The 17,523-nt window shown below is 40.0% G+C and carries 15 protein-coding genes and 1 pseudogene (1 of these 16 cut by a window edge); 13 read left to right on the top strand and 3 right to left on the bottom strand.

Annotated features, from left to right (window positions below; genetic code table 11):
- Positions 1–935: 935 nt before the first annotated feature.
- Positions 936–1,460: an LIC10415 family protein gene (locus CLV95_RS15765; protein ID WP_002721351.1), complete on the bottom strand. Its 525-nt coding sequence runs from the start codon at positions 1,458–1,460 to the stop codon at positions 936–938.
- On the opposite strand from CLV95_RS15765, the pseudogene CLV95_RS18980 reads away from it, so the two are divergent.
- A pseudogene (locus CLV95_RS18980) lies at positions 1,459–1,725 on the top strand (hypothetical protein). The gene CLV95_RS15765 and the pseudogene CLV95_RS18980 overlap by 2 nt on opposite strands.
- A 671-nt stretch (positions 1,726–2,396) precedes the next feature.
- On the opposite strand, the gene CLV95_RS15750 reads toward CLV95_RS18980, so the two are convergent.
- Complete coding sequence (locus CLV95_RS15750) at positions 2,397–3,557, bottom strand: LptF/LptG family permease (RefSeq protein ID WP_002721342.1); 1,161 nt, start codon at positions 3,555–3,557, stop codon at positions 2,397–2,399.
- A 183-nt stretch (positions 3,558–3,740) separates the two neighbouring features.
- On the opposite strand from CLV95_RS15750, the gene CLV95_RS15740 reads away from it, so the two are divergent.
- Positions 3,741–4,214 (top strand): HEAT repeat domain-containing protein, encoded by a 474-nt coding sequence (locus CLV95_RS15740; protein WP_002721335.1) that lies wholly within the window; start codon positions 3,741–3,743, stop codon positions 4,212–4,214.
- A gap of 822 nt (positions 4,215–5,036) precedes the next feature.
- On the top strand, positions 5,037–5,582 hold the full coding sequence (locus CLV95_RS15735) for a YbhB/YbcL family Raf kinase inhibitor-like protein (RefSeq protein WP_002721348.1): 546 nt from the start codon (positions 5,037–5,039) through the stop codon (positions 5,580–5,582).
- A gap of 224 nt (positions 5,583–5,806) precedes the next feature.
- Here the strand turns inward: CLV95_RS15735 and CLV95_RS15730 are convergent, their stop codons facing one another.
- Positions 5,807–6,295, bottom strand: a complete 489-nt coding sequence (locus tag CLV95_RS15730; RefSeq protein WP_002721353.1) for a DUF4442 domain-containing protein — start codon at positions 6,293–6,295, stop codon at positions 5,807–5,809.
- A gap of 595 nt (positions 6,296–6,890) precedes the next feature.
- Here CLV95_RS15730 and CLV95_RS15720 point away from each other — a divergent pair.
- The 10 genes from CLV95_RS15720 to mpl17 all read left to right on the top strand — a co-directional run.
- Complete coding sequence (locus CLV95_RS15720) at positions 6,891–7,913, top strand: synaptic vesicle VAT-1 family membrane protein (protein WP_002727406.1); 1,023 nt, start codon at positions 6,891–6,893, stop codon at positions 7,911–7,913.
- 159 nt (positions 7,914–8,072) lie between these two features.
- Complete coding sequence (locus tag CLV95_RS15715; RefSeq protein ID WP_002738094.1) at positions 8,073–9,014, top strand: polyprenyl synthetase family protein; 942 nt, start codon at positions 8,073–8,075, stop codon at positions 9,012–9,014.
- Positions 8,995–9,774, top strand: coding sequence for a TlyA family RNA methyltransferase (locus CLV95_RS15710; RefSeq protein ID WP_002722078.1), 780 nt, complete (start codon positions 8,995–8,997; stop codon positions 9,772–9,774). Before CLV95_RS15715 ends, CLV95_RS15710 begins: the two co-directional genes overlap by 20 nt.
- A 723-nt stretch (positions 9,775–10,497) precedes the next feature.
- Complete coding sequence (locus tag CLV95_RS15705; protein ID WP_002734767.1) at positions 10,498–11,724, top strand: acyltransferase family protein; 1,227 nt, start codon at positions 10,498–10,500, stop codon at positions 11,722–11,724.
- A gap of 352 nt (positions 11,725–12,076) precedes the next feature.
- Positions 12,077–12,529 carry a 50S ribosomal protein L13 gene (gene rplM / locus CLV95_RS15690; protein WP_002734769.1) on the top strand — a complete coding sequence of 151 codons (453 nt, stop codon included), beginning with the start codon at positions 12,077–12,079 and terminating at the stop codon, positions 12,527–12,529.
- Between the two features lie 10 nt (positions 12,530–12,539).
- On the top strand, positions 12,540–12,938 hold the full coding sequence (gene rpsI, locus CLV95_RS15685; RefSeq protein ID WP_002722061.1) for a 30S ribosomal protein S9: 399 nt from the start codon (positions 12,540–12,542) through the stop codon (positions 12,936–12,938).
- A gap of 87 nt (positions 12,939–13,025) precedes the next feature.
- Positions 13,026–15,848 (top strand): alanine--tRNA ligase, encoded by a 2,823-nt coding sequence (gene alaS / locus CLV95_RS15680; RefSeq protein WP_002734777.1) that lies wholly within the window; start codon positions 13,026–13,028, stop codon positions 15,846–15,848.
- Positions 15,845–16,336, top strand: coding sequence for a YajQ family cyclic di-GMP-binding protein (locus CLV95_RS15675; protein ID WP_002722105.1), 492 nt, complete (start codon positions 15,845–15,847; stop codon positions 16,334–16,336). The genes alaS and CLV95_RS15675 overlap by 4 nt, the downstream gene beginning before the upstream one ends.
- Positions 16,337–16,503: 167 nt before the next feature.
- Entirely contained in the window at positions 16,504–17,052 is a 549-nt protein-coding gene (locus tag CLV95_RS15670) for a Uma2 family endonuclease (RefSeq protein WP_002734791.1), read from the top strand.
- Between the two features lie 470 nt (positions 17,053–17,522).
- Position 17,523: a 1-nt sliver of a cell surface protein MPL17 gene (gene mpl17 / locus CLV95_RS15660; protein ID WP_002734756.1), read on the top strand. 395 nt of this gene lie beyond the right edge of the window; only 1 of the gene's 396 nt is visible here; only part of the start codon is in view: it crosses the right edge, with 1 base visible at position 17,523; its stop codon lies beyond the right edge, outside the window.

Genomic DNA, 17,523 nt, shown 5'->3' with positions numbered 1-17,523 from the left:
GGAAAGCTCTGCATTGAGTTTTTCAGAGCGACCCATAGGAAAGCTCTGCATTGAGTTTTTCAGAGCGACCCATAGGAAAGCTCTGCATTGAGTTTCTTTGGGTCATAACCTTACCCACAAGTATTTGGATCTCCATATAAATCTGTCGGAATTACGACAAATCCACTGTGAAACTTACACCTGCAAATGATTTATAGAGAGCGTTGCATGAGTTTTCCCTAATTTTGGGAGGAGGAAAGAAAGGCTTGGGGGACTTTCCATTATCAGAAAATTGTACTTTTTGCAAGTAAAAAACCTCATTCTTGTCGGAACACTTGAAAAATGTGCGTTTTGGATCCTTCTGATTCTAAAATCCTCTTCAACTTGTGGGTAAGGTTATGCGCGTTTTGGGTGGAGGGACGAATAAACTCTATTTCGCTCTCTACGGGTCGCGAAATAGGTGGGAAGACTTCGGTGATTTTTGTCTATCAGAAAATCATACTTTTTGCAAGTAAAAAACCTCATCCTTGTCGGAACACTTGAAAAAATGTGCCTTTTTGATCCTACTATTCCAACTCAACTTATGAGGTGTTCTGTCGACCGCGAAGGAAACGAAAGCATCTCGCTTCTATGGTCGCTCGATAGGAGTTTGGGTATAAGAACTCGAGCTTGTTAAGTCCTTCTCCTTTGTATAAATAGTAGGGGTAAAGATTCTATGTTTTGTAAGTTTAAACTTTATGATCTTATGTAAAACCGTGTGGAAGAGGTTGATACAAGAAACATAGGAAAGACGCACTGAATTTTCTGCATCGGATTCTAATAAATAGAAATTTAAGATTTAGGGAAAACGTAGACATACATTATGCGGTTCTTGGCAAAATTAGGGCCCGAAGTTTTACGAAATTAGAGTCTAACTTACGGAGAAGGCGGGAAAGATCTTAATTTTCCCGCTCTTTTTATTCTTTAATCAATCTCTCGATCGCTTTTTCCGAAAATTGTTTCATGTGAACATTTTTGCCGGTGATAGTTTCCAAAGACTTGGAAAAATTATCCCGATCTTTTAATATTCCGATGGAAAAAATATTTTCGGATTCTACCTCTAAGTTACGAATCGTGTCGGTGAGTTTATTTTTCTTTTCCTGAATCTGCTCTTTCAAAACGGCCTGGTCGATATCCGGATTATCTGCAAGTTCTCTAAACAAAGGTGTTTCACCGAACAGAATGTTTATGAGTTCGTTGTTCGGTGTATTTCCTTCGTTTAAAATACCGAGTTTCATTTGTTCACGGGTGAATTCTCCTTGAAGACTATCAAGGGTTTCCTGAATTTTCAAATAACGGGACGTAAGTCCTGAAGAAAACTCCGTTTTGTCTAGGCTTCCTCGCTCTTCTTGAGCGGGTACAGCTTTGGTGTTAACGGAAGACCGTTTGTCGCGGATGAGCTTTTCCGCAGAGCTGATCAGATTTGTGAGTGGAACGTCCATGTTCTTTCCTCCTCTTCAGAATTCAAGATCCGGAAAGAATACCGATTTGGTATGAACTTTTAGTAGGGACTTCTTTTCTGAAATACCCTATGTCGCATCAAAGATCTTACTTCTGGAGACAATCTAAACTATATATCGGAAGGTATACGGGAAAGAAATGAATTTTTTTTCCGAAATTATAAAAAAAATCAATTTTCATTCAAGTGGTTCAAAAATTTTTGACTATCGTAAATTGGAATTATCTCGAATGAGTGATACTCCCTGACCGAATTTTATCATTCCCTATTCTAAAATTATTTAGAACTTGTCCCAAAACCTTGGAATCGTAAGAAACTCCGACAAGAGTGCACGAACAATAAAATCTGCTCGAAAGCCCGTAAATTACCAAAGAACCATGATCCGTGGGAACTCCTACATTCAGAGGACTGAGGACAGTGTCGCGGCAATGCCGCTCCCACAGAAGACAGTTTTGGGGCAAGTTCTTAAAACTTTAGATCCGAAAGAATGTTGTTCTAGAATTATTTCGAACAAAACGAATGTAGTTTTGAAAATTACATCCGTAAGTTCGGATTTATTAAATCGTGAAAATTTAAAGTCCCTAAATAATAAAGAAAGAGCAGAAGTTTTAGCACGGATTTTTTTCAACGAATTCGTTGAAATATAAAGATAACCGACCAATAACAAAACACAGCTTCCTATGTATTATCAAAATCAAACATCTCTATTAGCTCTTTAAACGATATCCGGTTTGCCGGATCCGGCTTTTATCTTTGGTGTGGATACAACACCGCAGGTCCTAGGGCTCGCTGTAAATATATCGACAGAATGATTCGTATATACTATGACTTGAAGTCCAAAATCGGGAACAAGTATATAACCATTTTGTAATTGAAAGATGTTCACTATGACGAAACCATTTATGCCACTATCTACCAGCTAAAGATTCATACGACGGAACATCCAGAAACACAGTCCTAAAAACAGACTGGGAGTGATCCAAACTCCTACGAAAGGTGGTATAACTCCGTTTTCTCCTAAGGATTTACCAGCGGAATTGAATATATAATAAATCAATACTACTCCGATCGTGATCCCTAAAGATGCGACTCCCGCAGTCTTTTTGGTGAAATAACCCGCGATCGTTCCGATTAGGGTTACGATGATCGTCATCATAGGCAATGCAAATACGGAGTGTTTTTCAGTAAGGACGTCTCCGTAAGAAAGGCCTTTTTGAATTCTTCTTTTTTCCTCTTCTTTCAACTGAAAGAGATTCATTTCTTCCACCGAACCTGCAGGAATCTTAAAATAGGTGGGATCTTCTGGAAGTTCGTATTCTTTCTCCTCGAAAGATTCCTGAGAACTGAGTTTTAAGTCGTTATCGAAATGCCACTCTTCCACCTTCTTCATCTTCCAGAGTTTGGTTTCGTAGTTATACTTCGCCTTTAAGGAGGAAATTACGGTTTCAGGCGATCCATCATTCCGGAGTCGAATGTAATTGAATCCGCCGTTGATTTCGTCCTTATTGGGATCATAAAAATACAAATAATAAAAACCTTCCTTCCCCTTTACATGAAATTGATACACACTGTTTGCAAGAGTTCCCATTCCTTCCGTAAGAATATCGTGTTCTATCTTTGCCAATTTGTTGACCGGCCTTACGATGAGTTCCGTTACGAAAAGCATCACGATCCACATTAGAATTCCGAATAAGATAAGTGGTGCCACAATTCTAAAAAAAGAAATTCCCGCAGCCATCATCGATACGAGTTCTTTATTCACGGAAAACTGACCGACGGTAAAACAGATCGAAAACATCAAGGACATTGAAACGACGGTAGTGGATATGATTTTTGGAAGACTGTAGACCAAAAAAAGAGCCACGTGGTATCTAGGCGCTTTTGTGGTCGTAAAATTTCTCATGTTGTCGTTTACGAGAGATAGGAGCATGATTCCGGTAAGCAGAACTACGGTTCCGATAAAGACCTTGAAGAACTCTCCGAATAAATATCGATCCAAAATTTTAAGGGGAATAAATTCCCGTTTCCATTTGTGGAAAAAGTTTTTGAGTGAATGAGAGTGGAAAGGAATTGCGGACATATTCTTCTTTTTAGAAATTTGGGGTCATCTTGACAAGGTTTTCGTAAATGGGCAATCCCTTGTTTTATTTTTTGAATGTGATCGGATGTGCAAAGCAAATTCCTGGAAATCGATTGTACCTTAGAATTTTAGATTGACTCTTGCGTTTCGTTATACGATTCTTCCGAAGGAAAGGAGTCACTCATGAAATTTCGTTCTCTTCTTATTCTTGCGTTCGCCGTTTCTTTCACGTCCGGCGCTCTTCTTGCGGAAAAATCCACCGAAGAACATATCAAAACTCTTTCTTCCGGTTCCGATTCTGAAAAATACGAATCCGCAGTCGCTCTTGGAAAGAATAAGGAAAAGTCCGCGATTCCGGAACTCATTCATCTTCTTAACCGTAATAATGAACCTAAAATCGTAACGGCTGCAGCGGTCGCTTTAGGGAAAATTGCGGAGCCCGGTGATGCGACGATCGCTTTGAAAAATAAAATTATTTCTTCCGAAAACGGGGATATCGTCTACGCTTCTTTGGCTTCGCTTTTGAATATCACCACAAAAAATGAAAAATTGGAAGATTCCACAAAAGAAGCTTTCGAATTCGCCGATAAAAATCGTAGAGGGGACGAATTTGTTGCCGACTTTTTAGATTTGATCAAAAAGAAATTAAAACTTTAATTTCGCGTTAAATTTTCGCTTAGAGCCGGTCTCAAAACCTGAAGAAAAATATCTCTAAACGATCCGGCAAGTTTTCAAAAAGCGTGAGAGTTCCCACAGAAACCGTTGCATTGGCGGTTTTCTCCCGTCGTTTAAAATTGTAATAGTTCTTACATTCCTAAGGTTTTGAGACCGGCTCTTATTCCTTTTCCGAAATCGGTTTTTTCGAAATTTCTTTTCGGAGAAGGAATCGAAAATAGAAAGTTCTCGAACCAGATTCGGCTATAAGCGGGGTTTTCCAGGGTCGTTTCATCAACTGCAGCAATAAGACTTTTCGTTTCCCTCTAAATCACTTTCCGTATCAATCGTTGTAACCATCGAAGCGTAATAAGTATCATTGCATCTTTATCCTCAACCTATCTCAAAAATAAACCGTATAATCATCGAAGTTTATATTCCAAAAAAAGAATCAAATACGTCTGCAGAAAATAAAAAATCAGCATAGAATATTATGAAAATATAAAATAACATGGGTTCAGTATAAAAAAGTTCGAGCGAATCCAGCCTTGCAAGCAAAGGCGAACCGCGCTGAAACTAAAATGTGCCCTATGGATCGAGCATAATAATCGCTTTTGTATTTGTTAGCCGAATTCGCGTTAAACTAGAATCCTTAGAATGAAATTAATTCGAAAGCTTTGAACTTTTTTCATATTCAAAATTCTTCAACTTTTTAATTCGGACCTGACTATACTTCGATTTTTTAAAAAATTAAAAAACTCGTCTTGCAATTGATATAAGTTTCTGTTGAACTATAAATTTGAATTTAAATAGGAGATTCGTTTTATGAAAATCAAAGGATTCGTATTCGTATTTTTGATTTCCGCAACTTTACTTCAAGCGGAACCGTTTCAATTGAAAAGTCCCGAATTGACTTCCGGTAAACTTATCGCCAACGAACAGGTGTTTAACGGTTTCGGATGTTCCGGTGGAAACATTTCTCCCGCGTTATCTTGGACTGGTCTTCCGAAAAATACAAAAAGTATCGCTATAACCGTTTATGATCCGGACGCACCGACTGGCAGTGGATGGTGGCATTGGGTGGTTTTTAATATCCCAGCTACTACAACTTCTATTCCTGCAAACGCCGGCAACTTAGAAAAAAATCTTCTTCCAAAAGAGGCGATTCAAAGCAGAACTGATTTCGGCATGCCTGGTTATGGCGGTCCTTGTCCACCTCAAGGTCACAAACCTCATCGCTATTATTTCACCGTTTATGCTCTTAAAGATAGGATTTCGGCCGATCAGAATTCTTCCGGTGCCTTGATCGGCTTTTACATCAATTCTCTTAAAATCGGTGAAGCTAAAATTTTGGCGAAATACGGCAGATAACAGATTACAAGTGATCGGAACCTGTTCTTTGATTTTTAGAACGGGTTCTTTTATATTAGGTATCTTATTATGTGATTTTAAGTAATAAAGGTGTTGTTTGAAATTTTTGAATACAATTAATTTTTTATATATTAAACATCACTCTATACATTTCCAATTTTTTTTGCGTCATTTGTTCTTTTAATCGTTATCTCGGTTAAGTTGATTCTGTTTCGTTCGGTTTTTTATGGAGTCTGCTTGAGAGTTTTTTCTTTTTTAATTCTTTCCTTTCTTCTCACATAGACGATCTTATCAAGCTCGGCGACTACCTTTCCCGTTTTTGCATCGTAAATTTTAGTTTGAAAAAACGCGTCTAACTTTCTTTTTTCGTCGGCTTCTTTTCGAATTCTTTCTATTTCTTCCTGAGAAATCTCAAAATCTGCATAAACTTTGCCCACTCCGGGAGTGATAAATCGAATCGTTGCCGTTTTATCCCAGACGATATATTCCTCTCCTAAATTCTCCATAAGAATAAGCATGTAGAACGGATCACACATGGAGTAAAGCGAACCGCCGAAGTGAGTTCCGACGAGGTTTTGATTCCACCAATGGAGTTTCATAGAGAGTTGAAAATGAGTAAAATCTTTGCTGATTCTTTTGTACCGGATTCCAGCGGCAAAATAGGGAGGATAGAAATTAAAAAAATAAAATCGAAATCTTTTCCATAAATTCATATGATTTGGCACCAAATATTATAGTCAGTTTGTCTTTTGTTATCGATTCGTATGGTTTTGAAACTAGAAAATAGGTGATTTGTAATGAAAATTATCTAAGATACTCCGTTTGAAAAAAGACATCTTGGATTTTCGGGACGAATTTAAACTGATTGGTAACCTTGCACGCGATTTCAAAGGAGATACATGGAGGTGATTTTCCCGATTATCCTAAAAATATGCGGGGTTTTATAGAATCTAAAATAACGTGAATTCGGTATAACCAATGTGGAAAGGATCGATGCGAGATAAATTTTTTTGAAGTTTAGATAGGAAACTTGAAGAAAACATAACGTATTCTTATAGTTCCAAAAGCGGAGAAACGATTATACAAATTTCTGTGTTCTCTTATTCAAAGATACAGTCACTTGTAAAGATAGTGGACGATAACGATCTGTATGCGCGTTTACAAGGTGCTTTTGGAAAGGATATGCGTCTTATTGGTTTAATCCCGAATTTCATTCTAAACGAAAATATAGAGAAGAAGGCTTTTAGATCGGAACCGTTTTGAAAATTCTTCTTGCCCTTTTGTTTTGAATTTTTATAACTTCCTTTCATGCAAAGAACGATCGCCCTTGTCCGAAAAAAAGGATCTCTTGAAAATGTTCGTTTGGAAACGGAAACTCTTCCTGAACCCGGTGAAAACGAAGTACAGATCGAAGTTCATTCGATCGGGTTGAATTTCGCGGATCTATTTGCAATCCAGGGATTGTATAGTGCGGTTCCGGAAGGCGCTTTTATTCCGGGACTCGAATATTCGGGAGTTGTAGTCGCTGCGGGAAAAAAGGTTAAGAACATAAGGAAAAAAGATAAAATTATGGGAGTTACCCGTTTCGGCGGTTACGTTTCTCATTTGAATATCGATTCGAAATATGTGTTCAGACTTCCTCCTAAATGGGATTTTGATCAAGGTGCCGGTTTTTTAGTGCAAGGATTAACCGCCTATTACGCGTTAGTCGCTTTAGGGGATCTTAAAAAAGGACAGACGGTTTTGATTCATAGTGCGGCCGGCGGGGTCGGAATTCTGGCAAATCGAATCGCGAAAAAATTGGGTGCGTTTACGGTTGGAACGATCGGAACTTCCGCCAAAATTGATTTTCTTAAAAAAGAAGGTTACGACAGACAAATCGTCCGTTCGAGTCGATTTAAAAAGGATCTTCAAGAATCGCTTTCCGGAAGAGAATTGGATCTCGTTTTAGAATGTATCGGGGGAAAAATCTTTCAGGAAAGTTATGATGTTATGACTCCGATGGGAAGAATGATCGTTTACGGTGCTGCGGAGATGATGGGTGGGGGCAGTGGAGTCAATTGGCTTCGACTCGCCTATAAATATTTTTCCAGGCCGAAATTGGATCCGATGCGAATGGTTTCGGATAATAAAGCGATTATGGGATTCAATCTGATCTGGCTTTATGAAAAGGTAGAAAAATTAACGAAACATCTGAACGGTCTTGTCAAACTCAATATTTCTCCGCCTCATATCGGTAAAACATTTCCGTTGGAGAGGATTGACGAAGCTCTGAAATATTTTCAATCCGGTATTTCCGTCGGAAAAGTCGTATTAAAAGTAAAATCTTAAACGTTGAAAAACGAATCGGGTCTTGCGAGTTTGGGAGTATTTCGAAAGGATCGTATTCGGAGATTGTTCTTTTCATTTTAGTTTGTTGCGAGATAAGTTCTTATATGACTATCGGACTTTGCTTTACAATTCGAAGTTTTCTTTCAATTTGGAGGCAGAGTGAGTCTATCTTCTTTTTCCGCTATATTCCATTCTTATAGAGTTATGTTTGAGAATTTTTTAAACTCTCAAACCCTTTCCATACTTTCCGAACAATCCGCCCCCGAACTTTTTGAAGCCATGAAATACAGTCTTGTTGCCGGAGGTAAACGACTCAGACCGGTTTTGGTATTGGCGGCTTTCGGCGGATCTCAAAACGAAACTCGAAACACTCTTCTTCTCGGGTCGTCTTTGGAATGTATACATACCTATTCTTTGATTCACGACGATCTTCCAAGTATGGACAACGACGATTTTAGAAGGGGTTTACCAACTCTTCATAAGAGGTTTTCCGAGGCCACGGCGATTTTGGCGGGCGACGCGTTAAATTCTTTCGCGTTTTATTTTATATCTTTGATTCAAGGGGATAATGAGGATTATTTTTTGCATCGGGATTTATTAGAAATTTTGCATACAGGTTGTGGTGCACCCGGAATGGTCTCCGGACAAATATATGATTTACAGATGGAAAGGGAAAATACGAAGAACCGAAATTCCAAGAGCGAACAAGAAAAGGTCGCGATGGTCCAATTGACTCATCGTTTAAAAACGGGAGCTCTCATTAAGGCTGCCTTACTTTTGGGAAATCGTCTTCGTAAGGATTGGAAAAAAAGAGAGGGGCCTTTATCCAAATACGGGGAAGATCTAGGTTTGCTTTTCCAAATCACCGACGACATTTTGGATGTGGAAGGAACTCAGGAATCCTTGGGTAAAACTCCGGGTAAAGATCAAAAAACGGGTAAGATCACATATCCTGCGTTGTTAGGAATGGAACGTTGTAAAAAAATGGTCCAAGAACTTCAAAAAAATCTAATTTCCATCTCTTCTAGTTTTGTTTCCACGAACGAAGAGGGAACATTCTTTCAGGGGCTTCCGATTTACATTGGCCAAAGAAAAAATTAGACTCGATGTTCTTCTCCTAGAACGGGGACTTGCGGATTCTCCGGAAAAATCGAGAAGTTTGATTCTTTCCGGTTCCGTCTTGGTAAACGAACAAAAGATAACTAAAGTCGGATTAAAATTTCCAAAAGATTCGGAAATTAAAATCCTCAATGTCATACGAGAATATGTAAGTAGGGGTGCGTATAAATTATTGAGGGCTTTCGAGATTTTTCCCTTACAGGTGGATGGAAAACTTTGTGTAGACCTTGGTGCTTCGACGGGAGGATTTACACAAGTGCTTTTGGAAAAGGGAGCCTGGAAAGTTTTTGCGTGCGACGTAGGTTATGGTCAGTTAGCCGAAAAGTTGCGAAACCATCCTTCCGTAATCGTGAAAGATCGTTTTCATCTGAAAAGATTATCCTCTTCGGAAATCGAATGGGAGACGAATCGTTTTCAAGCGCCTCATCCCGAATCGATCGTGATTGTAACGGATCTCAGTTTCATTTCTCTCCGGTCTGTTTTTCCGGTATTTCGAAAATTGAGAGAGGAAAAATATATTCCGAAATTAGAATGTATTACTTTGATAAAGCCTCAGTTTGAATCGGATAAAAAAAATCTTACGAAAGGAATTTTAAGAGATCCTAAAATTCGAATTAGGATTGTTCGTTCTCTCTGTGGCTATCTCAAAAAAGAGATCGGAGGTGTCATTTTAGGTTTAGAATGGTCTCCGATTGAGGGTAGATCCGGAAATAAAGAGATTCTTTTGTATTGGAAATTGTAGCGGGGAAAATCGAAGTTTTAAGAGTTGAAATTCATACTTTATTTTTTGCATAAGAACCGTAATAGTCGAGTTTTCAAATTTTGTTCTTGTATGAATCGTGAAGTTTCCCCGTAAATCATCGAATATAAAATTTCGATCGTTTTACAGTATGTAGAGATTATCGTTTTTTAGGAATCGGAAATAACGACTTTGGGGATGGAGTGATTGAAGCGAATAGAATTTGACAAAATAGGGAACTTTAAGGGAACCTCTATAAAGTCAAAAAACGACGGAACGTTATAAAGAATTCTTATGAGAAGCTATTGTTTTACGACATTCGAGAATTCTAAAATCTTTTTTATAAAGGTTCCCTTAAGTATAGGTCGAATTTTCAGAAGAAAAATGAATTATCAGGTTTAAACGAAAAATTTGAAAGTTCACTTTACATTTTGGTCCAAAAAATACAAAGTACAAATCTTAAAAGTTTTCAGGATATTTATAGTGCGTCCCAAAATCTGCGGAAGCGATCCTTGGGGGCCGGCACTTTAGTTTTCTGCTTCATCAGAAAGATCAAGCTGGTAACTAAAACGTCTCGCTCTTATGGTTGCTCGACGGATTCTTATAAATCGTTTTGAGAGCGAGCTTTTTCCGAAGCAGTCATAATGAAAGATTATGGTTTTATCTCCTATCAACTTTATTTGAAAATGAAATACGTTATAAAATTTGAATATGGAAACGGGGTTTATGGAGCAGAAAATAGGGAATAAAAAAGGGGAAATCCCGCCGCTGAACGGATTGCGAGCGTTTGCAATTGTCGCTGTATTTATATATCATTATTATTTTTATTCCGGGTATACCTCTGCAAATAATAATGCCGTTCTCCAGGCATTTATCGAAATACTTCATCACTTTGAAGTGAACTTGTTTTTTATTCTCAGCGGTTTTTTAATTTCTATGGCCTTGTGGAGAGAATGGTCGGAGAACGGAAAAATCCGTTATTTGGATTTTTTCTTAAGGAGAAATTATAGGTTACTTCCTGTTTATTATCTTTTTATCACGATTAGCTATTTAATAAATCGGATTTCCTATTCTATGAGTGAAAAATGGGTGGCGACAAAAGAGTTATCCGTACCTGAAACGTTGATGGCTTTGAACGTTATGGAGAGTACGGATAACGGTTTACGGAATGCTTGGGCTGATTTCGTTTTTTTGGGGAATTATCTAAGAGGGCCTAATATTCATACTTGGTTCCTATCCATAATAGAACAATTTTATCTGATATTTCCTTTTTTTTGCGGATTGGTTCTGTTTAAACGGGATTTTTTTACAAGGCAATGTATTCTTTGGGGATTGTATTTGATTCCTGGTTTGTTGAGAATTTATATTTATCTTAGTCCGGATATTTTTGGAACGGATTATGAAACCTTAGTTTTTCGCCCTACACATACTCGCGCGGATTCGATTGTTATGGGAGTAATTCTCATGGATTGGATTGTTAATCGCGGAGATTATCTGAAAAGATATCTATCGGGTCGTGTAATGAGCTTTTTATCGCTTCTATTACCTCTTTTAATTTTAATTTTTATTAATTTAAAAAGTGAATCCATTTATTCTTTTTTTTCAGGGACGATAAGATTCAACTTAATTGATTTTGTTTACGCGTTTGTTCTTTTATCGGTAATCTTCTTTCCTAACACTCTTTTGGCTAAAGGATTAAGTTTAAAATTTGTTACCCCAATCGCAAATCTAAGCTATACGATTTATATATGGCATTTACTTCTTTCCTTAATTTCTTTTGGTGTGTTAAAAGTGTTGTTGCCTGATCTTTTTGAAACCGGCCTAACTTTTTTTACTTTAAGCCTTATGCTGAGTTTTCTTTTTACCTTCGGGGTTTCTTGGTTGATACATCGATATATTGAAGAGCCGTTGGGTCGTCTTTTTAAGAAGATTTTTTCGTCTGTATCTCGATGACATTTATCTATCTTGTATAAGGAAAAACTTTTCCGGTTTGCTTTTACTGATATTCCTTTTGAAGAACTTTCCGGACTTCTTCCCCGTGTTTTATGGGCGGTGTTCCTACATTTTTCGCGAATTTATAGAATCGAAAGTCACATGGACAGAGAAATGTGGGCTACCGCAAATTCTCGCAGGACTTACAGATTTGGAATCGAAAAGGCGAAATTGGAATACCAATTTCTTTAGGATTGGGAGCTGAATTCCGACTTGTGTTCGTGTCAAATCGAGCCGGAATGGACGTTTCGGCTCTTTTTTCTTGACTTTGGGGGTCAAAGCGAAACTCTGGCCTCTACAGGACGATATTTTCATGTCAGTAGTATCAAAAGCGCATAGAACTCCTTCTCTTACGAAAGAAAATGCCGCCGTAAAAAGCTGGTTCGTAGTGGATGCGGAAGGAAAAACTCTGGGAAGACTCGCTTCCGGAATCGCCGCAAGACTTCGCGGAAAACACAAAGCAACCTTTACTCCCAACCAAGATTGTGGAGACAATATCATCGTTATCAACGCTTCCAAAGTGAAAGTGACCGGTAACAAAGAAACACAGAAAATGTATTATCATCACTCTCGTTATCCGGGCGGGATGACCGAAACCGTGTTCAAAGATTTGATTGCAAAACAACCGGAAAAGGTAATCTACGAGGCCGTAAAAGGAATGCTTCCAAAAAGCAAACTCGGAGATAAAATGCTCACCCATTGCAAAATTTTTTCGGGTGCGGAACACAACCTCCAGGCACAAAAGCCTGTGAAACTGGAAATCTAAGGAGACCTGAATGGCACCCGCAAAAGAAATCTGGGCAGTAGGAAGAAGAAAAACCTCTGTTGCCCGCGCAAAAATCAAAGAAGGTTCCGGTAAAATCACCGTAAACCACAAAGACATCAAAGACTATCTTCAAAACCGCAAGGCGATTATCGAAGAAGCGGTTCGTCCTCTTTCTCTTTTGAACGTATTGGATAAGTATGATCTGAATCTGAACGTTTCCGGAGGGGGAATCACCGGACAAGTCGGAGCGATTCGTCACGCACTCGCGAGAGCCATCTGCAGAATTAAGCCGGAGTTCCGTCCAGCCGTGAAAAAGGAAGGATTCTTAACCAGAGATCCGAGAATGGTGGAAAGAAAGAAATACGGTCTTCACAAAGCGAGAAGAGGAACTCAGTTCTCCAAACGTTAAGTTTCTTTTTCATTTCATTTCGTTTTTTGAAATGCCTGAATCTCTTTCGTCCGAGAGCTTCAGGCATTTTTTGATTTTAGAGGTATCATGAAACGCCAATCTGTAGCGGAAATCCGCGAAATCTTTTTAAACTACTTTAAGGACAAAGCCCACACCATAGTTCCGTCCTCTTCCCTGCTTCCCGCAGGAGATCCTACACTTCTTTTTACGACCGCGGGAATGGTTCAGTTCAAACCGTTCTTTACCGGCGCGGTCGAGCTCCCTTATACAAAAGCAGTTTCCTGTCAAAAGTGTCTGCGAACCACCGACCTCGAAGTGGTCGGTAAAACGGAGCGTCATTGCACCTTCTTTGAGATGCTCGGAAACTTCAGTTTCGGAGATTATTTCAAGGAAGAAGCGATTGAATACGCACTCGATTGCTCCGTCAATCACCTTGGTTTCGACAAGGATAAGATTTGGGTAACGGTTTATACCGACGACGACGAAGCGGAAAAAATCTGGTTGTCCAAGGGAATTCCAAAAGAGCGCATAACGCGTCTCGGTAAAAAGGACAACTTTTGGGGGCCGGCAGGAGACAGCGGAGCTTGTGGGCCTTGTTCGGAACTCTATCTCGATCGCGGTGTCGAAAAGGGCGGACCCGATTGTGCGACTAGCGGAACTTGTAGACCGGGCTGCGACTGCGATCGTTTTTTGGAATTTTGGAATATAGTTTTCAACCAGTTCAATCAGGACATGGAAGGAAATCTACATCCTCTCAAACAAACGGGAATCGACACCGGTTCCGGTTTGGAGCGCGTCGCCTTATTACTGCAAGGTGCCGATTCGGTTTACGATACGGACGAACTCCGCAAGATCATATCCTTTTACGAGGAATTGTCTGGGATCAAGTATGATGATGTAATCACTTTATCTAAAATGCCGACTCAAAAAAATAATACGGCCCGGATTGCTGCAAATCAAAAGGCTGCGTTCCGAGTTGTGACCGATCATATCCGTTCCGTTTTGTTTTCGATCGGGGACGGAATTTATCCGGACAGAACTGGAAGAGGATACGTGATCCGTCGTTTGATTCGTCGTGCGACTCTTTTCGGAAGAAACTTGAACTTCAAAGAACCTTTTCTTCATAAACTTGTCGATAAGGTCGTAGAAATCTACAAACCGCGTTATCCGGAACTTGGTAAAAATTCCGCGGCGATTCAAAAGACCATTCTCGCCGAAGAAGAACTCTTCTTAAAAACCTTGGAACTCGGACTCGAAAAGATAGAATCCCTCGTCGCAAAGACGAAGGCTTCCGGCAAAACGATCTTTTCCGGAACGGACGCATTCTTACTCTACGGAACCTACGGCTTTCCCGCGGAAATGACCGAAGAGATCGTCGCGGAACAAGGACTCGACTTCGACAAAAAGGGATTTCAGGAGGAATTGGAAAAGGACAGACAGTTGTCCAGAGAATCCTGGAAGGCCAACAAGGTTTCCCTCATGACCGGTCAATCCGTGGAAAAAACGGAGTTTCTCGGTTATTCTTCTCAATCAGGAAAAGGGAATATTATACATTTATTTAATGAGAATAAACCTGCGAGCGCCTTGAAAGAAGGACAAGCGGGAGCGATCGTTCTAAACAAAACCCCTTTTTATCCCGAAGGGGGAGGGCAGGTCGGAGACACGGGATTTTTGCGTCAGGGCAAAAACGTATTCAAAGTCCTTGATACACAAAAGGAAAACGACGTGATCCTTCATTTCGGAGAAGTACTGAGCGGAGAATTCTCCATCGCTCAGGAACTCGAAGCCGAAGTGGAGGTGACTCGCAGAGAGAGACTTCGATTTCATCATTCGGGGACCCACCTTCTAAACGGAGCACTCCGCAATTTGCTCGGAGATCACGTATTACAAAAAGGTTCCGTTGTTTCTCCCGAATATCTTCGTTTTGATTTTTCTCACCCTTCCGCGCTTACTTCAAAAGAAATTCGCAAAATAGAATCTTGGGTTAACGAATCCATCCGTAAGGATTATCCGGTTGTAACCAAGGAACTCCCGATCGAAGACGCTAAAAAAATCGGAGCCGTTGCAACCTTCGGAGAAAAATACGGAGATAGAGTTCGAGTTGTTCAGATGGGAGATGCTTCGGTCGAGTTTTGCGGTGGAACTCATGTTTCTCACACGGGAGAGATCGGTTATTTTTTTATTAAAAAAGAGTCTTCTCCGGGCGCGGGGAATCGTCGTATCGAAGGAGTGTGCGGTCCTGCGGTAATCGAAACCTTTCAGAATCGTTTTGCGGAACTCACCGAATCCGTGCAGAACTTAAACTTAAAAATCAAATCGGAGTTAGACAACGAAGGTTCTAAAATTCTCGTGAACTCGAACGTTCCCGGACCGGATGAGATTCGGGAAAAACTCGAGAAGGAAGGCGCGACCGCCGTAACATTCTTCCGTGGTCTTTCCGAAGAAATAGCTTCTCAAATCGAAGAAAGCACTTCGGCATTCTTAAAAATGAAAAAGAGTTTGGAATCGAGAGACTTCGAAAACAACGCATCCGTTATTGAAAGAGTATTCGCATCTTCCATGGATACGGGAGTCGGCAAAATCGTCTCTGCGATCTTCGATGATAAGGATCCGAATTCTCTCAAGGGTCTTTCGGATAATCTCAAGGTTCGGGAAAAAAATCTTCTCGTGATTCTCGGAAGTAAGAATGCGGATAACGCAAGCGTCGTGATCACTTGTTCTTCCCAACTCGTTTCTAAGGGAATTCATTGCGGGGATTTAGTTAGAACCGTCTGTGAGATGTTAGGTGGTAAGGGCGGGGGAAAGCCGGACATGGCTCAAGGCGGCGGCAAGGAAAAACAAAACTTGGAATCCGCTATCTCTTTCGCGATCCAATTAGCAAAACAAACTTTAACTGGAGAAAACGTATGAGCGATCCATCCTTTGATGTGGTTTCCGAAATCAGCAGACCCGAGTTGACGAATGCGGTGACACAGGCTCTCGGAGAGATCAAGAACCGTTTTGATTTTAAGGGTTCCAAGTCGGATATTCAACTCGAAGACGAACAACTCGTTTTAGTTTCGGACAACGAAGCCAAACTCGAAAGTGTGATCGATGTTCTTGTTTCCAAGATGGCAAAACGCGGCTTGGGTCTGAAGAACTTCGATTTCAAATCCAAAGTCGAACCAGCGACAGGCGGAACCGTTCGGATGAAAGTGAAAATCCGTAAGGGAATGGAAAAGGAACAAACCAAGGAAGTCACCCGTATCATAAAAGAATCCAAGTTGAAAGTCAACGTCACGATCATGGGAGAATCCGTTCGCGTCACCGGTAAGAAAAAAGACGATCTTCAGGAAGTGATCCATCTTTTGAAAAATGCGGATTTTCCGTTTGATGTTCAGTTTACGAATTACAAGTAATCGACCTTCTTCTTGACAGACTTTAAACGATCTGCCAAACTTATCGAACGAGAGAGCCTGAGATAACGGAGCGTTTATCGAAGACTCTCAGTAAGCAGAAAGGAGCAATTTGAAGTGCAACCTAAATTTATGGATTCGAAACAAATATCATATACCTGAGACCCGCTATGCCTAGGATCGATTTAAAAACGGATAAGGACTTCGCCGAACTTCCGGAAGGAACCTTGGCGGAGCTTTTGGATGGTGAGATATTTATGGTTCCAGCCCCGATTCCAGAGCATCAAAGAGTCATTCGTAAATTTTCGAATGCTCTATCCACGTTCGTTGAAAACAACAAGCTTGGAGAAGTTTTCTTTTCCCCGATCGACGTGTATTTGGACGAACACAACGTGGTTCAACCCGATCTCATCTTCATTTCAAAGGCGCGTAATACGATCATCCGGGAAAAAAGAATCGAAGGCGCGCCCGATTGGATCGCCGAAATTCTTTCCGAAGGAAACGCCTACCACGACTTAAAGACCAAGAAACGACTCTACGAAAAACACGGAGTCGCCGAATACTGGATTGTGGATCCGATGGAACGTTCGGTGGAGATCTATCAAAACGGAAACTCCGGTTTTACCCTTCTTGCATCCGCCGATTCTGGTACAGTTGTATCTAAAGTGCTAGACGGGTTTTCTCTAGAAATACAAACTCTTTTTACAAAACCGCTTTGAATCTTCAATAAGCGCCATTCGTGACAACGGTAAAATGAGGTTTTTATTCTTATCGAATTGTTTTCAAAGGAACCGTCCGTTTGAATACTCTCTTCAAAGCCGCCAATTCATTCTTCCAAAAGTTTAGCGCTTGTAAAACCTGAAAAGAAATCAGCTTCAATCATTCCATAAGTTCGTAATAAAAGACGTGAATTCGATATAAAAAAGTTATGCCGAATTCACGTTGATTTAGAATAAAAGAACGATTGAATGAGTTTAACATTGGCTTTACTACTCGGATGTATGAGAATGATACCCGAAATGAACGGCGATTTTTGCAAAGATATAGAAGTTCTCACAAAATTGAGTCGAATTCAGAATTGTCGGCTTTTTTGAAGAAGAATTCTACTTTTGAAACAAACTTAAAATTTTTATTACAAAACCGCAGAGGTTCCTTTAAACAAATCGAGGCTTGATTGAGTCAAACTAGCA

The organism is Leptospira borgpetersenii serovar Javanica, from assembly GCF_003046425.1.
GTDB lineage: Bacteria > Spirochaetota > Leptospiria > Leptospirales > Leptospiraceae > Leptospira > Leptospira borgpetersenii.
The sequence above is the reverse complement of the archived record's forward strand: the minus strand, read 5'-3'. Positions and strand labels throughout refer to the sequence as shown.

Coding starts and splice junctions, on each gene's coding strand:
- CLV95_RS15765 (WP_002721351.1), bottom strand. CDS start 1,460: ATGGACGTTCCACTCACAAATCTGATCAGCTCTGCGGAAAAGCTCATC.
- CLV95_RS15750 (WP_002721342.1), bottom strand. CDS start 3,557: ATGTCCGCAATTCCTTTCCACTCTCATTCACTCAAAAACTTTTTCCAC.
- CLV95_RS15740 (WP_002721335.1), top strand. CDS start 3,741: ATGAAATTTCGTTCTCTTCTTATTCTTGCGTTCGCCGTTTCTTTCACG.
- CLV95_RS15735 (WP_002721348.1), top strand. CDS start 5,037: ATGAAAATCAAAGGATTCGTATTCGTATTTTTGATTTCCGCAACTTTA.
- CLV95_RS15730 (WP_002721353.1), bottom strand. CDS start 6,295: ATGAATTTATGGAAAAGATTTCGATTTTATTTTTTTAATTTCTATCCT.
- CLV95_RS15720 (WP_002727406.1), top strand. CDS start 6,891: ATGCAAAGAACGATCGCCCTTGTCCGAAAAAAAGGATCTCTTGAAAAT.
- CLV95_RS15705 (WP_002734767.1), top strand. CDS start 10,498: ATGGAGCAGAAAATAGGGAATAAAAAAGGGGAAATCCCGCCGCTGAAC.
- rplM (WP_002734769.1), top strand. CDS start 12,077: ATGTCAGTAGTATCAAAAGCGCATAGAACTCCTTCTCTTACGAAAGAA.
- rpsI (WP_002722061.1), top strand. CDS start 12,540: ATGGCACCCGCAAAAGAAATCTGGGCAGTAGGAAGAAGAAAAACCTCT.
- alaS (WP_002734777.1), top strand. CDS start 13,026: ATGAAACGCCAATCTGTAGCGGAAATCCGCGAAATCTTTTTAAACTAC.
- CLV95_RS15675 (WP_002722105.1), top strand. CDS start 15,845: ATGAGCGATCCATCCTTTGATGTGGTTTCCGAAATCAGCAGACCCGAG.
- CLV95_RS15670 (WP_002734791.1), top strand. CDS start 16,504: ATGCCTAGGATCGATTTAAAAACGGATAAGGACTTCGCCGAACTTCCG.